We start from the raw sequence: 15,068 nt of genomic DNA on the forward strand, positions 1-15,068 counted from the left end.
GCTCGGAGCTGGCAGCAATAGCAGCGTGAATGAGTTTACGAGCGCGGCAGATGGATCGCCCGCTGCAATGAAACAAGTAGCAACCGCGGCTAAGAGCTAAAAGCTAATAGCTAACAGCTAGCCGCAAGGAGGAACACCTTGTACCGTTCCAGCCCATTTGAAATGACGAGCCCCATCGCGGACTTCGACGCGATCCGCATCCAGCTTGCGTCGCCTGAAAAGATTCGCAGCTGGTCTCACGGTGAAGTCACCAAGCCGGAAACGATCAACTACCGCACCTTCAAGCCGGAGCGCGACGGCCTCTTCTGCGCCCGCATCTTTGGCCCCGTCACCGACTGGGAGTGCCTCTGCGGCAAGTACAAGCGCATGAAGCACCGCGGCGTCATCTGCGACAAGTGCGGCGTCGAAGTCACGGTGTCGAAGGTTCGCCGCGAGCGCCTCGGCCACATCGAGCTGGCCTCGCCCTGCTCGCACGTCTGGTTCTTCAAGGGCCTGCCGTCGCGCATCGGCCACCTGCTCGACATCTCGCTGCGTGAGCTGGAGAGCGTGCTCTACTTTGAGTCCTACGTGGTCGTCGATCCGGGCGACTCGCCGCTGCGCGAGCGCGAGATCATCAAGGACGAGACGAAGTATCGCGAGCTCGATCAGCAGTACCGCCCCTCCGGCTTCAAGGCCATGATGGGCGCCGAGGCCATCAAGGAACTGCTCAAGCGCGTGAACGTCGACGAGCTTTCGGTCGAGCTGCGCGAGCGCATGAAGGCCGAGACCTCGCTGCAGAAGCGCCTCAAGTATTCCAAGCGCCTCAAGGTCGTCGAGGCGTTCCGCCGCTCGGGCAACAAGCCGCAGTGGATGATCCTCGATGTGATCCCGGTCATTCCGCCGGAGCTGCGCCCGCTGGTGCCGCTCGATGGCGGCCGCTTTGCCACGTCGGATCTGAACGATCTGTACCGCCGCGTCATCAACCGCAACAACCGCCTCAAGAAGCTCATGGACCTGCATGCGCCCGAAGTCATCGTGCGCAATGAGAAGCGCATGCTGCAGGAGGCGGTGGACGCGCTGTTTGACAACGGCCGCCGCGGCCGCGTGCTGCGCGGAGCCAACAACCGTCCGCTCAAGTCGCTCTCTGACACGCTCAAGGGCAAGCAAGGGCGCTTCCGCCAGAACCTGCTCGGCAAGCGCGTGGACTACTCCGGCCGTTCGGTCATCGTCGTAGGCCCTGAGCTCAAGCTGCACCAGTGCGGCCTGCCCAAGAAGATGGCCCTCGAGCTCTTCAAGCCGTTCATCTATCACCGGCTTGAGCAGACCGGCCACTGCACCACCATCAAGCAGGCCAAGGAGATGGTCGAGCTGCAGGACCCCATCGTGTGGGACATCCTCGAAGAGGTCATCAAAGACCATCCGGTGCTGCTGAACCGCGCCCCAACGCTGCACCGCCTGGGTATCCAGGCCTTTGAGCCGGTGCTGGTCGAGGGCAAGGCCATCAAGATTCATCCGCTGGTCTGCACCGCCTTCAACGCCGACTTTGACGGCGACCAGATGGCCGTACATATTCCGCTGTCGCCTGAGGCGCAGGTGGAAGCCAGCGTCCTCATGCTGGCCTCGCACAACATTCTGTCGCCGGCCTCTGGCCACCCGATCACCGTGCCCACGCAGGACATGGTGCTTGGCCTCTACTACCTGACCAAGGAGAAGCAGGGCGCGCAGGGCGAAGGCCGTGCCTTCTCCAACATTGAAGAAGTGCTGATGGCGCTCGAGTTCAAGGAAGTCGAGACGCTGACGCCGATTCGTCTGCGCTACTCCGGCCCGGTGCTCGACATGACCGTCGCCTATGACGATCAGGACCTCACGCACACCGAGCCGGTCATCTATGACCGCGAGTTCCTCAAGACCACCGTGGGCCGCGCCATCCTGAACGATGCGCTGCCCAAGGACATGCCCTACGTCAACGGCCTTCTCAAGAAGAAGGGCATCGGCCAGTTGGTGAACTATTGCTACCTGAACCTCGGCCTTGAAATCACGGTGAAGATGCTCGACCGCATCAAGGAGCTGGGCTTCCAGTTCGCGACGCGCTCGGGTCTCTCGGTGGGCCTCGATGACATGGTCATCCCGGCCACCAAGTACCCCGTGGTCAGCGACGCCGAGAAGCAGGCCATCGCCGTGCAGCAGCAGTACCTGGACGGCGCCATCACCAACGGCGAGCGCAACAACAAGGTCATCTCCATCTGGTCGTCGGTCACCGAAAAGGTTGCCGACGAGATGTTCGACAACATGAAGAAGGCCGACAAGGCCGGCGCCATGAACCCGATCTACATCATGGCCGACTCCGGCGCCCGCGGTTCGAAGCAGCAGATTCGCCAGCTCTCGGGCATGCGCGGACTGATGGCCAAGCCGTCGGGTGAAATCATCGAAACGCCCATCACGGCAAACTTCCGTGAAGGACTCACGGTGCTGGAGTACTTCATCTCGACGCATGGCGCCCGTAAGGGACTGGCCGACACGGCGCTCAAGACGGCTGACTCGGGCTACCTGACCCGCCGCCTGGTCGACGTGGCGCAGGACGTCATCGTCAGCGAGCATGACTGCGGCACGCAGGAAGGCATCTACGTCGGTCCCATCATCGAGTCCGGTGAGATCATCGAGCCGCTGCGCGACCGCATCATTGGCCGCGTCACGCTCGAGAAGCTCAAGGACTTCGAGGGCAACGTCATTACCGACGTCAACCAGGAGATCAACGAAGACATGGCCAGCGCCATTCAGGCAGCGGGCATTGAGCGCGTCAAGATTCGCTCGGTGCTCACCTGCGAATCGCGCCGCGGCATCTGCGTTCTCTGCTATGGCCGCAACCTCGGTTCGGGCCGCCTGGTGGAACTGGGCGAAGCCTGCGGCGTCGTCGCGGCTCAGTCGATCGGCGAACCAGGCACGCAGCTCACGATGCGTACCTTCCACATCGGTGGTACGGCATCGCGCGTCAGCGACCAGTCGCGCGTCGAAGCCAAAAATAATGGTATGGTTCGCTTCATCAACCTCACCACGGTTCGCTCCAAACAGGGCGACCTGGTGGCGATGAACCGCTCCGGCTCCATTGCCGTGCTCGATGATCGCGGCCGCGAAAAGGAACGCTACCAGGTCGTCTACGGCGCCAAGCTGAAGGTGCAGGATGGCCAGACGGTCAAGCTGGGCGACAGCATGGTCGAGTGGGATCCGTATACCTTCGCGATTCTCACCGAGATCGGCGGCACCATCCAGTTCAAGGATCTGCAGGAAGGCATCACCCTGCATGAGGAAGTCGATGAGGTCACGGGTCTCTCGCGTCTGGTCGTCGGCGAATCTGCCGATGAAAAGCGCCAGCCGGCCATCCTCGTCAAGGGCTCCAAGGGCAACAAGCGTTACATCATGCCCAGCCGCGCCCACCTCATGATCCAGGACGGCGATGAGGTCTCGCCCGGCGACATCCTTGCGAAGATTCCGCGCGAAACCACGCGCACCAAGGACATCACCGGCGGTCTGCCCCGCGTCGTTGAACTCTTTGAAGCCCGCAAACCCCGCGAGACCGCTCTCATCAGCGAGATCGACGGCGTGGTGCGCTTCGGCGAAATCAGCAAGGGCCAGCGCAAGATCTACGTCACGGGCGACAATGGCGAAGAGCGCGAATACTCCCTGCCGCGTGGCATTCACGTCAACGTGCAGGAAGGTGAGCGCCTCCGCGCCGGCGAGCCTCTGATGGATGGTCCGCTGAACCCGCATGACATTCTGGCCGTGCTTGGCGAGAAGGAGCTGCAAGCCTATCTCGTCAATGAGATCCAGGAAGTCTACCGTCTGCAGGGCGTGGCCATCTCTGACAAGCACATCGAAGTCATCGTGCGTCAGATGCTGCGCTGGGTGAAGATCGAGGAAGTCGGCGACACCTCGTTCCTGCTTGAACAGCAGGTCGACAAGTTCCGCTTCCGCGAAGAGAACGACCGCACCATCGCCAAGGGTGGCCGCCCGGCCGTGGGCCGTCCGCTGCTGCTCGGCATCACCAAGGCGTCGCTCTCGACCGAGAGCTTCATCTCGGCCGCCAGCTTCCAGGAGACCACGCGCGTACTCACCGAGGCGTCCATCAACGGCGCCATCGATGGCCTGCGCGGCCTCAAGGAGAACGTCATCGTCGGCCGCCTGATCCCCGCTGGCACGGGCATGGAGTACTACCGCAACATTCAGCTCTCACCCGAGCTCGAAGAAGCGGCCGCCCGCGTGCAGCAGGAAGTCATTGCGCAGCATGAAGCCGAAGAGCGCGAGCTTGAAATGATGCGCGCCGAAGGCGAAGCCGAAGAAATGGCCGCGTCCGAATAAGGACTCGCCGTCCACGCAATCGCGCCTCACGGCGCAATTTGAAAAAGCCCAGCTTCGGCTGGGCTTTTCTTTTCCCGTTGCTGACGGTAATTTCCCCTCGAATTGCTATGCCGGAAGCCTGGTGCCCCCTTACCGGCAAAGGCGATAGAGATCCCGATTATCTCTCAGCCAAACGAAGCCGGGAGTTCCCAGGTCCGTCTGTTCGGACCTGGGAACCCGCACTGCTTATGCTTTCACACCCTTCCGCATCCGCTCCGCTACAGCGCACAACTTGCCTGGAGACTGTCTGCTGCACTCCCGTGTACTCCGCAGTGTTCCCGTTCCTCTGGCATGATAGGAATGACCAGTCGCGTGGAGGCTTCATCCGCTTGCATCGCTCTTTGCTACGCCGTGTTGGGCTGCCGGCCGGTACGGCGCTCTTGATGGTTGCATCCCTTTTGCCCGGCGAGATATGCCGGGCGCAAAGTCCACGCTCCATTTCGTCTCACGAGACGGGGGGCGCGTTCCCCAAAGACCGGCCGCCGTCATCGCAGGCGGCTCCTGTGGCCCCTGTTCCGGTCCCTCTCGATCCTTCCATTGCGAGCCCGCTCCTGCGCGATCCGGCAGCTCGAAATCAGGAGATATTGCGTCATCTGAATGCGGTGCTGCGTTACTGGCGGCAGGCAGAATCGCCCATGCAGAAAGTGGGCGAGCCGAGCGATCTGATCTATCGCAATCAGGTTGTGGATGACGCCGCCAATATTGCAATGGGTGCATTTCAATCGGCGCAGGCCGAGGCTCTCCTGTTGCAGCCGTATGAGCAGCAAAGCGCTTCGAGCGCGGAACCCTCCCGGATGCAGCGCATTCAGGCGCTCAGAATGGAAGTCGCGCAGCGCGTTACCAGTCTCAAGCTGCAAGAGAGTATTCTCCTGCGCCAGTCCGCGGTAGCCCGAGGCCCTCAGGTACAGAAGATTCAGCAGGCGTTGCAGCAGGTCCAGGGCGAAATGGAACTGAACAATGCGATTGCCGATGCATTGGTTCGCCTGACAAAGGACTCCCGAACAAAAGGAGTGACTGCGCTGGAGAGCCAGGTGAAACAAGTAGAAGCTACTGCACCGGATCTGACGAATCTCAAAATTCGTCTTGCCGCTCCCACGCTGGAGAGCCTCTCAAGTGCCCGGGATGGCGGTGTGATCACAAAAGCGCAGGTGCTCTTCTCGCTACTGAATACACGCAGCTCTCTCGACCGGCTTCTGGATACCACTGGCGATCTGCGCCAGCAGGTTACGGAACTTCGCCAGCCTTTGATTCTTACCCTGCGGGCAACGGTGGCGCGAGGCGAGCAGATGGTGAAAACGCCGTCGCCGTCCGAGGCGGCAGCTGCGGCGAAACCATCCAGGGCGAAGAGCGGATCGCTCAATGATACTGCGAATGTGCGCAAGCAATACGATGATCTGACGCATAACTTCCAGTCGATCGTTGCGGCCTCGGTGCCTTTGAGCAATGAGTTGCTGGAGCTGGACCAGATGCAGGCGGCACTGCAGTCATGGCGTGCCTCTGTGGATGAGGAGTATCGCGAGATACTTACCTCGCTACTGACCCGGGTAGCCGTTATAGCTGCGGCTCTGATTCTGATTTTTGTGCTTGGCACGATCTGGCGTCGCATAACGGCCCGCTATGTGACAGACCTGCGCCGCCGGCGTCAGTGGACCGTGCTGCGGCGGCTCATCATGGGCTTCTTGACAGGCATCATTCTGATCTTTGGCTTTGTGACTCAATTCAGTTCGCTGGCGACGTTTGCCGGCTTCATTACCGCGGGCCTCGCCGTCGGACTGCAGACCATTCTGCTCTCTCTTGCTGCCTACTTTTTCATCATCGGGCGCTACGGTGTTCGTGTGGGCGACCGCATCACGATTGCCAATGTGACCGGAGATGTCATTGAGGTAGGGCTGCTGCGCTTCTACGTGCTCGAAGTCGCGTCCAATGGCAGCTTGTCGGAAGCTACCGGACGGATCGCTATCTTTTCCAACGCAATTCTCTTCCAGGCGCTCACTCCTCTTTACAAGCAATTGCCGGGCACGGAATATACATGGCATCAGGTCATCGTGAAGCTGGCCTCAGACAAGGACTATCGCACGGCCGCGCAGCGCATGATCGAGTGTGTGCAGCAGATTTACGAAACCTATCGCACTCATGTGGAACATCAACATCGCGCGATGGAAAATTGGATGGACATGCCACTAGATCCTCCGCATGTGCAATCGAGCATTCAGCTACTGGATGGTGGACTTCAGCTCTGGATTCGCTATCCGGCGGCACTGCGGAGAGCGGCTGCCGAGGATCAGAAGCTATCAGAAGCCCTTCTGCAGTTGATTGCTTCTGACGAAACCGTGCGTGCCGCGGTCGTGAATCCTCCCGTGATTCAAGCTTCTACAAAATAGATTGCTCCAACCAGACATGGCAGCAGGACGAGTGCCTGCTGCCATGTGGTCTTTACGCGCCGGCTTCCTCTCGCAGCCGCTCCGCCGCCGCGCACAAGTTGGTGAGCGCGGCTATGGTCTCCGGCCACTTGCGTGTCTTCAACCCGCAGTCCGGATTCACCCAGAGCTGCCCGGGCTTGAGCACCCGCGCGGCGAGCCGCAGCAATTCGTGCATCTCTTCCACGCTGGGTACGCGCGGCGAGTGAATGTCATACACGCCGGGCCCGATCTCATTCGGGTATCCATGCTCGCGAAACGCGTCGAGCAGTTCCATGCGCGACCGCGCCGCCTCCATGGAGATTACGTCCGCATCCAGCGCCGCAATCGACGGCAGCACATCCTCAAATTCGCAGTAGCACATGTGCGTATGAATCTGCGTTTCGTCGCGCACGCCGCTTGTGGCCAGCCGGAAGGCCTGCACGGCCCACTCCAGATAGGCCGCCCAGTCGGCGCGGCGCAGCGGAAGCCCCTCGCGCAAGGCCGGTTCATCCACCTGAATGATGCGAATGCCGGCGGCCTCCAGATCCTGCACCTCGTCGCGCAATGCCAGGGCGATTTGCCAGGCGATCTGCTGCCGGGGAATGTCATTGCGCGGAAACGACCACTGCAAAATCGTGATGGGCCCCGTCAGCATGCCTTTCACCGGGCGCTCGGTCAGGGACTGCGCATAGCGGCTCCACTCCACCGTCATCGCGCGCGGCCGCGACACATCGCCAAAGATCACCGGCGGCTTCACGCAGCGCGAGCCATAGCTCTGCACCCAGCCGTTTTGAGTGAATGCGAAGCCCTCTAGAAATTCGGCGAAGTACTCCACCATGTCATTGCGCTCGAACTCGCCATGCACCAGCACATCGAGCCCGATGGCCTCCTGCTGCCGGATGCACTGCGCGGTTGCCTCGCGCAAAAACGTCTCATATTGCCCGGCCGTCTCATGCCCGTGCTTGTGCGCCGCGCGATGCTTGCGCACCTCCGATGTTTGCGGAAACGAGCCAATGGTCGTCGTCGGAAAAAGCGGCAGTCGGAGCTGGTCCCGCTGCACGCGCGCCCGCTCGGGATAGGCTGACGACCTCGTGAAGTCGCTTGCCTTCAGCGCGTGCAACTGCGCCCGCACGGCGGCGTTGGTTGAGGATTCGGCCGCGGCGCGGTCCTGGATCGCTGCCGCATTTTCTGCAGCAGCGGCTGGGTCGCCCGTGGCCAGCGCTGTCAGTTCAGCCAACTTTTCTTCGGCAAAGCGTAGCCAGCCGCGCATCCGTGCGGGCAATTGCGTTTCGCCGCGCAGAGTATGCGGCACGTGCAGCAGCGAGCAAGACGGAGCAGCGATCACTCGCGCCTGCCCGAGTTTGCGGGCGGCCTGCCGCAGCATGGCGTCAGCAGCGGAGAAATCAGTCAGCCAGATGTTGCGGCCATCCACACAGCCCACGCTCAAAACCTGATCCGGGTGCAGGGCGTCGATCACTTCCTCTATCTGCTCGGGAGCGCGCACCGCATCCACATGCAGCCCTGCCGTATGGGCGGCAATCGCCAGTGGAAGATTGTCGCCCAGCCGCTCAAAGTAGGTGGTGAGCATCAGCTTCACCGGGCTCAGGGCGAATGCGGCATAGGCTTTCCGGAAGATCTCCGCTGCGCCTTCCGGCAAATCCGTGGCGAGAATGGGCTCATCCATCTGCACCCACTCCACGTTTTCTGCGGCAAGCTCGGCCAGAACCGCCTGATAGGCGGGGATCAAGCGATCTGTAACTGTGAATGGGTCAAATGCGTCTACACCCTTGCCCAGAAGTAAAAGTGTCAGAGGGCCAATCAATACCGGGCGGGTTTCAATTCCGAGCGCACGTGCCTCCCGCACCTCGCCGAGCAGTTTGGCGCTGTTGATTTTGAAGGAGAGTCCTTCGCTCCACTCCGGCACCAGGTAGTGGTAGTTGGTGTCAAACCATTTCGTCATTTCCATCGCGGTTTGCTCGCGGCTGTTGCGAGCCATGGCGAAGTAGCGTGGAAGTGTAACCGTGTCTGTGCCGAATCTTTCCGGTGTCGCCCCCAGCAGCACCAGCATGTCGAGCACCTGGTCGTAGAGCGAGAAGTCGTTGGAGGGAATGAAGTCGATGCCGGCGGTCTTTTGCAACTCCCAGTGGCTCTGACGTAGTTGCCCCGCGACATTTTGTAACTGTTCTTCAGTGCATTTACCGGTCCAGTAATCTTCGAGTGCAAACTTCAGCTCGCGCTGCTGGCCCATGCGGGGAAACCCAAGATTGGCGGTCTTGAGCGAAAGGGAAGTCGATGCTTCATCGGTGGCCATTTGGTTCTCTCCTTGTTACATGAAAGAACCACCCATGCGCAGGCACACCCCTGGGGCATGCATGAATCACCGTTCCAATCCACGAGAGCGGCATTCTCGGCGCACCCATGGTCAGCGTCCAGCGCTTCCATGGTGGTGGCGGCAGGCCGGTATTCGGACTCTGGGCAATCTACCGGATGGCCGCTTCCCATCTCCTGAGGAGACAGTGCTTGGCTTGCGCCGTGCCACCTTTCGTTCCCATCACCGCTGCGGGACAGCGCCGGATTTACACCGGCTTCCCGTTTAACAGATCGCCCGTGAGCGATCTGACCTGCACGCTCCCAGTCTACTGAAAAGCATGCCCGGGTGCGCGATTCCCGTGCATCCGGGCGGGCTTGGTGAGGGTTGTTAGTGCGCAGCTTGCGCAGGAGTGGCAATGGCGTTGAGCCGCGCCAGCACTTCGGGGGCCAGCACAAGATCGGCAGCCGCCAGGTTCTCACGCAGGTGTGCGAGCGATGACGTGCCGGGAATCAATAGAATGTTGTCTGCACGATGCAGCAGCCATGCGAGCGCGACCTGCATGAGGCTCGCGCCCAGCTCTGCCGCTACGGCCGAGAGTTCGTCCGACTGCAGGGGCGTGAATCCGCCGAGCGGGAAGTAGGGCACATAGGCGATGCCGTCTTTGCCCAGAGCGTCGATCCACGCATCTTCGGTGCGATGCGCGAGATTGTAATGGTTCTGCACGCAGACGACGGGAGCGATCTTGCGGGCCTCTTCCACCTGCGAGGGCGTAGCGTGGCTCAGCCCGAGGTGCCGGATGAGCCCCTTGCGCTGCAGTTCCGCCAGTGCGGTGAAGCGTTCTTCTATCGACTCCTCTTTGGGGACGAAGCGGTCGCCCATCAGGCGGAGGTTCACGACGTCGAGCACGTCCACGCCCAGGTTGCGCAGGTTGTCGTGCACGCCCTGCTGCAGATCTTCGACGCTTTGCGCGGGATTCCAGGAGCCGTCTTCGCCGCGCCTGGCGCCCAGTTTGGTCACGATGGTCAGCTCTTTGGGATAAGGATGCAGCGCCTCGCGAATGATCTGGTTGGTCACATGCGGGCCATAGAAATCACTTGTGTCGATGTGGTTCACACCCGCGTTTACTGCCTCGCGCAGCACGGCCACGGCCTGATCCCGATCCTTTGGCGGGCCGAAGATGTGCGGCCCTGAAAGCTGCATGGCGCCATAGCCCATGCGATGCATCGTCACGTCGGTGCCGGATAGTGTGAAGGTACCGCCCAGCTTCTTTGCCTCAGTCATACATGCTCTCCAAGCCCTCGCAGAGGGCGGTTGATTGCAGAAACTTTCTGCTTCCTGTGTTTAGATGAAGCTATCTTCAGGTTTGGAGTTCGCATTTGCCCCGCGCCACAAAAGCTACACTGCAACCGCGTAAACAGCCCGCTCAACAGCGCTCGTCGGAAACAGTAGAGGCGATTTTGCAGGCGACCATTCAGGTTTTGGTCGCCGTGGGCAAAGAGCGTCTCACCACGACGCGCGTGGCACATCGCGCTGGAGTTTCCGTCGGCACGCTGTATCAGTACTTCCCAAACAAGAGCGCGCTGCTGCAGGCCACGTTGCGACGTCACATTCAAGGCGTGCAAACGGCTGTAGAGCACGTGTGCCGTCTAGAGCGGTCGCGGCCGTTGCCGGACATGACCACTGCGCTGGTGGACGCCTATCTCGGTGCCAAGATGCGCAACGTGAAGGAGAGTGCGGTGCTCTACTCGGTCAGTTCGGATGTGGATGGCATGGCTATTGCTCAAGCTGCGGGGAAGCGGGTGCGGCATGCATTGGCTGAAATGTTCGCGACCGCACCGGAAGGCCTGACGAAAGAGCCGGAACTTGTGGCTTCGGTGGTTTCGGCCGCGCTGAATGGTATCTCGCGCCGCCTGCTTGAGTCGAAGTCTCCGGAGCGGCATCTGCCTGTGCTGCGCGAGGAGCTGCTGACGCTGCTGCATGCGTATCTCAGAACGTGCGTGGGCTGAGGGCAGACATCGGACGAAACGGTGTAAGGAGTGCCGGAGATGGTGCCCGGGGCGCTGGGAAATGGAGGTGTTTCCTGCGAGATGCCCGGGCCTGGCGGCGTGCTGAGATTGTTTCTTGACAATCCCCTGGGCGGGAAGATATTGTTCGTCCCATTAAAACAGACCCTTTGAAATCGTTTACATATGGTTCGCTAGGGCGCGATGCATTTGAGAAAACGTTTGCGAGTGAATGCAAGCGTTTACATAAAAGTCCGGAAATTATCACTAACTATTGAGGTCAGAAATTGCGAAAGATCATACAAATTCTCTTGCTTCTCATGAGCCTGGGCACTGCGGCTGCCTTCGGGCAGGAGTTCACGGGACTGGTGACCGACCAGAGCGGTGCGGTAATTCCGCACGCAAAAATCACCGTTCATAACCAGGACACGGGCGTTGATCTGCAGACCATCACAACTGCGGCTGGGAATTATACGGTTCCTTACCTGACGCCGGGGCACTATTCCGTTTCGGCCGAGGCGCAGGGCTTCAAGATAGAAAACAAAATCGACATTAATCTGCAGGTTGGCAAAACGGCGGTGATCAACTTTTCGCTGGCGGTTGGCGCGACCCAGCAAACGGTTACCGTAAACGCGGACCAGGCCCTGCTGGATAAGGGACGGGCCGATCAGGGGGAAGTTGTTGGACAGGAACGGGTGACGCAGTTGCCACTCAATGGCGGCGATCCCGGAATGCTGTCGACATTGATGGCCGGCGCTATCTGGACTGGTTCCGCGCAATGGCAGCGGCCCTTTGACGATACGCAGGCGAATCTATCCGTGAATGGCGGGGGAGGCGGAAATACCGCCTTGATGCTGGATGGTGTGACCAATTCAGCCGCGAGCACGAACAATTCAGGCCAGGCGAAGATCGCCTATGTGCCCCCAACGGATGCGGTGAAGGAATTCAAGATCATCACCAATCCCTATGACGCGAAGTACGGGTTGTTTGCCGGCGGTGTGGAAGACGTGGTGCTGAAGTCAGGAACAAACGACTTTCACGGCGACGTGTATGAGTTTGCCCGGCGGACCTGGCTGGATGCCAATACATGGCAGAACGACTATGACATTCACACCGCGCTGCCAGGCACGGATACGAGGCCTTACGCGACCCCCGATATGAAGTGGGATCAGTGGGGAGGATCTTTTGGTGGCCCGGTGCTGATTCCCAAACTCTATAACGGAAGAAACAAGTCTTTCTTCACGATCGTGTATCAGAATTTCAACGAGGTGGAACCCAATACCATCACCGAGTCGGTCCCGAGTCCTCAGTGGAAGACAGGCGACTTTTCCAATCTCGTGTATTGGAACGGGTCGGGATATTCGCCGATCACTATTTATGACCCTCTCTCGATTCATCAGAATGCGAACGGGCAGTGGGTACGCGACGCGTTTGGACCCAGCGACCCTGTGAATCCGAGTGCGCGCAACGTGATCCCAATGTCGCGTATCAATCCGATGGCGGAGAAGATTATCTCCCTTTATCCCAGTCCGAACACGGCTCCTCCTGGAGGTTCCAATCCATTCGCCAACAACTACACGGTGCCGGGCAATGACACTGACATCTACCGGAATGTGCTGGCGCGGTGGGATGAGGTGATCTCACCGAATGACCGCTTCAGTATTTTGTACGGCTATTGGGAGCGCGAGGAGCATCGCAGCTTTGATGGCTTCACCGGGCCGGAGCAGGAGGGTCAACTGCCGCATGGCGAGCGCAGCAACACCTTCACCTTTGAAGAGACACACGTATTTACTCCGAATCTGGTCTTCAATTTCCGGGCGAATGTAGGTGTGCGCGCGGACTACACTTTCAACGGCCCGCAGTATGACCCCACCAATCTTGGGTACAGCGCACAGCAGCTTGCCGAGATGGGGCCGGCGGCACAGAAGGAGTTCCCCTATCTCGACATCAGTGAGTTCGCGAGCATGGGAACGGACAGCAATGGCCAGACGATCAGCAACCAGCTATCCCTCCTGCCCTCTCTTACATGGGTCAAGAATACGCAGACCATCAACATGGGCCTCGACGTGCGATTCATGCAGAGTGCGGACAACATCGTTCCGGGCGGTAATAACTTCTGGATTGACCGAACCTGGACGCAGTTCAATTGCGGCAGTTGCGGATCATGGGATCCTGCAAGCGGCAATTCCATCGCGTCGTTGCTGCTTGGCAATCCCACCTCGGGCAGTGATGCGATCAACGTGCCTACCTTCTGGTCATCGCATTACTGGGCTCCTTTTGTGCAGGATGACTGGAAGGTGAGCCGCAAGCTGACGCTCAATCTCGGGATACGGTGGGACTTTTTGCCCGCTGAGACCGAGCGGCACAATCGTGGCAACTACGCGTTTGACACCACTGCGGTGAACCCCATCAACAGCGAGGTTTCCGTCCCCGGATATAACCGGATTCTGGGTGGCGTCACCTATCTGGGCGTGAATGGAGCGCCGCGCGCACCTTACAAACTGGATCTCACCAATATCCAGCCGCGCGTCGGCTTTGCTTACGCCATTCATGACAAGACGGTGATTCGCGGAGGCTTTGGAGAGTCGATGCGCGCTCCGCAGAATGCGCCTTCCACCTTCGGCTTCAGCGCCAGTACGAGCTACATTGCGTGTGATCCGGATCATCCGGGATGCACGTATCCCAATCTTGCCAATCCGATATCCAATCCCTACTCGTCGGTGGTGCAGCCGGCGGGCGCTTCGGCCGGGATGCGGGAGATGCTGGGCCAGGGGCCGTGGTTCCTGAACCCGCACTACAGAACCCCGAGCTTCTGGAATTACTCACTCGGAATTCAACATCAATTTCTCAGAAATAACATCGTCAATATTGCCTACGTGGGATCACAGCTTTTCAACGGCGACAGCAGCGATAACATCAACCATCAAAATGCGGCGGCCTATGTCACGTGCAATCCGCAACAAGGCGGCCGCATTGAGAATTGCAGCAATAACAACGTCAGCAATCCGTTCAAGGGCGTGAATGGCTTTCAGGGGTCGAGCGACTACAGCGCCTCGACCATCAGCGCTTTGGATCTGACCCGTCCGTTTCCTGAGTTTGGAGATGTGATTGAGTATCAGTTGAATGACTCGCACACCTGGTACAACGCACTGCAGTTGACGGCCATGCATACCTGGAGCGGCGGATTTGTGCTGCATGGTACCTGGACGTGGTCCAAGACCATGGACTCCGGCGGCTGGACGGATGAGACGTATCGTGTTCCCTACCGGAGCATCGATGCGAACGATTTCACTCACCGCGTCACGCTCTCAGGTGTTTATACGTTGCCGGTGGGCCGTGGCCGCGAGTTTCTCGGCAACGAGAACCGCGTGGCAGACGTGTTTCTTGGCGGCTGGGAGCTGGCTGGGTTGTACATCTATCAGTCCGGGGCTCCCTGGATGATTCCCGGCAATCCCAACGAGGTGTATCTGCACAATGCGTGGGTGCCGCGGCACATACAGCAAGGCACCGGGTTCATCCGTGTCGTCGCGGCGTGTGCCGAGCAGTACCAGGAGAACAGCAACGGGCAATATGTCTTGCAGCAACTGCCGTTTTCCTACAGTGGCACCTGTCCGCAGGGCGCGGATTTTCAGCAGGTACCCAATTACGGAAAGACGCCGAACACGGTCTTCTCCGGCATCCGTATTCCGGGCTCGCAGGAGTTTGACGCCAATATGTCGAAAAACTTTGCGCTGGTCAGAAATCTCAAGCTGCAGATTCGTGTGGATGCCTTCAATGTGTTGAATCATCCCGACTGGGCGGAGAATCCGGACGGCAGCACGAACGATTCGACGTTCGGCCTGATTCTGCGCGGTGTATGGGGGCAAAGTAATTTGCCAAGACAGACTCAGCTCTCTGCCAAGCTCACCTGGTAGCTAGCCGTTCTTACAAAGCGCGATGCCGTGCCGTTGGATGAGATGTTTCATTCGGCGGCGCGACATCGAT

Annotated in this window: 6 protein-coding genes and 1 riboswitch; of the genes, 4 read left to right on the forward strand and 2 right to left on the reverse strand. The window is 59.7% G+C overall.

Annotation, left to right across the window (positions count from 1 at the left end):
• Positions 1–138: 138 nt before the first annotated feature.
• Together rpoC and ACP_RS13940 are read left to right on the forward strand one after the other, a co-directional pair.
• Positions 139–4,332 (forward strand): DNA-directed RNA polymerase subunit beta', encoded by a 4,194-nt coding sequence (rpoC, locus tag ACP_RS13935; RefSeq protein ID WP_041839602.1) that lies wholly within the window; start codon positions 139–141, stop codon positions 4,330–4,332.
• 542 nt (positions 4,333–4,874) lie between these two features.
• Entirely contained in the window at positions 4,875–6,752 is a 1,878-nt protein-coding gene (locus tag ACP_RS13940; protein ID WP_169305985.1) for a mechanosensitive ion channel family protein, read from the forward strand.
• A gap of 52 nt (positions 6,753–6,804) precedes the next feature.
• On the opposite strand, the gene metE is transcribed toward ACP_RS13940, so the two are convergent.
• On the reverse strand, positions 6,805–9,081 hold the full coding sequence (metE, locus tag ACP_RS13945) for a 5-methyltetrahydropteroyltriglutamate--homocysteine S-methyltransferase (protein ID WP_015897981.1): 2,277 nt from the start codon (positions 9,079–9,081) through the stop codon (positions 6,805–6,807).
• 127 nt (positions 9,082–9,208) lie between these two features.
• Positions 9,209–9,410, reverse strand: a riboswitch (cobalamin riboswitch).
• Positions 9,411–9,468: 58 nt separating this feature from the next.
• Positions 9,469–10,362 carry an aldo/keto reductase family oxidoreductase gene (locus ACP_RS13950; RefSeq protein ID WP_015897982.1) on the reverse strand — a complete coding sequence of 298 codons (894 nt, stop codon included), beginning with the start codon at positions 10,360–10,362 and terminating at the stop codon, positions 9,469–9,471.
• A 95-nt stretch (positions 10,363–10,457) separates the two neighbouring features.
• Between ACP_RS13950 and ACP_RS13955 the strand changes: the two genes are divergently transcribed.
• Both ACP_RS13955 and ACP_RS13960 read left to right on the forward strand, forming a co-directional pair.
• Complete coding sequence (locus ACP_RS13955) at positions 10,458–11,087, forward strand: TetR/AcrR family transcriptional regulator (protein ID WP_015897983.1); 630 nt, start codon at positions 10,458–10,460, stop codon at positions 11,085–11,087.
• 317 nt (positions 11,088–11,404) lie between these two features.
• Complete coding sequence (locus ACP_RS13960) at positions 11,405–14,998, forward strand: TonB-dependent receptor domain-containing protein (RefSeq protein ID WP_148215168.1); 3,594 nt, start codon at positions 11,405–11,407, stop codon at positions 14,996–14,998.
• Positions 14,999–15,068 lie beyond the last annotated feature (70 nt).

It is taken from the genome of Acidobacterium capsulatum ATCC 51196, from assembly GCF_000022565.1.
Classification (GTDB): domain Bacteria; phylum Acidobacteriota; class Terriglobia; order Terriglobales; family Acidobacteriaceae; genus Acidobacterium; species Acidobacterium capsulatum.